The 1,085-nt window shown below is 74.4% G+C and carries 1 protein-coding gene and 1 pseudogene; one reads left to right on the plus strand and one right to left on the minus strand.

The genetic code is table 11. The annotated features are described in order from the left end of the window. On the plus strand, nt 1–693 hold a 693-nt coding region (locus BFF76_RS30440; protein ID WP_244167387.1), incomplete at its 5' end, for a hypothetical protein. Nucleotides 694–698: 5 nt separating this feature from the next. Here the strand turns inward: BFF76_RS30440 and BFF76_RS30445 are convergent. Continuing rightward, a pseudogene (locus tag BFF76_RS30445) lies at nt 699–1,085 on the minus strand (endonuclease); the annotation flags it as partial.

Genomic DNA, 1,085 nt, shown 5'->3' on the forward strand with positions numbered 1-1,085 from the left:
AACGCCCTGTGCTGCCGCTGCCAGCAGCGGCAGTGGACCACGAAGCTCGGCGACGAGCGCCTCTGCGGCCCGTGCGCCTCCTGCTGCCGCGACTGCGGCCGTGCCCCCGCGCCCCACGTGGACGGGCTCGACGACGGGCTCTGCGCGGAGTGCCGGGGCCAGTGCGGCCGATGCCAGCGGGCGCTCCCGGCCGAGGGCCCCTGCGGCTGCCGCAAGTGGCGCGAGCGCGCGGGGGGCGATCCGGTCAACTACATCCTCCAGGCCCTCCCGCAACCGCTGGTCCAGGCACTCGCCCACCGCCACCCCCGTACGGTGCACGAGCTGATCCACCGGGAACTCGCCCGGCGCACCCCCGACCAGCTCCTGGAACGGCTCGAACGCCGCTGGAACGTCCGCTGGTCCCACGCCCTCCATGAGAAGGACGAGGACGGACGGCGCCGCTGGGCGCCGCAGGAGATCGCGGAAGCGCTCGTGAGCCCAGGCCACTGCACGGACCCCCAGTGCGAGGACGGCTACCTGCTCGCCACCGACACGCCGTGCGGTCAGTGCCTGCGTCCCACTCACCGTTTTGTCACTTCGGTGGCCGACCGGACGGCGACGTCGGACCACGCCCGCGCGAGCGCCGCGCAGATCCGGCGCGCCCTCGTGGAGAACCGCTCCACGAAGCCGGGCAGGCGGCGGCCGACGAGCTGAGCGGTTCAGCCCTTGCCGAGCGCGTCCCGCACCAGTGCGGCGGCGACCACAGCAGGATCCCGATCCTTCGCCAGCAGGGCGAGCTTGTCCGGTGTGGTGGGAAGGCCGAGCCGCTCCGCGCCCTGAAGAGCTTTCGCGTCGAAGTAGGGCGCCGCTCCCGGCCACACCGCCTGGACCTCGCGCAGGAAGATGTCGGCGCCCGCCGGCCCGATCCCGGGAAAGCGGCGGAGCCCCGAGCGCAGTGCGTCCGTCTCGCCGCCGGCCTCCTCGCGCAGCCGCCGGAGGTCTCCGCCGTACGCGTCGAGCACGAGCAGGGCGCCGTCCCCGAGCTGGGTGGCCGTCCGTTCGTCGTAACGGCGGTAGCCGCCCTCACCGAGCGCGTCGACGCGCTC

The organism is Streptomyces mutomycini, assembly GCF_001700505.1.
Lineage (GTDB): Bacteria > Actinomycetota > Actinomycetes > Streptomycetales > Streptomycetaceae > Streptomyces > Streptomyces mutomycini.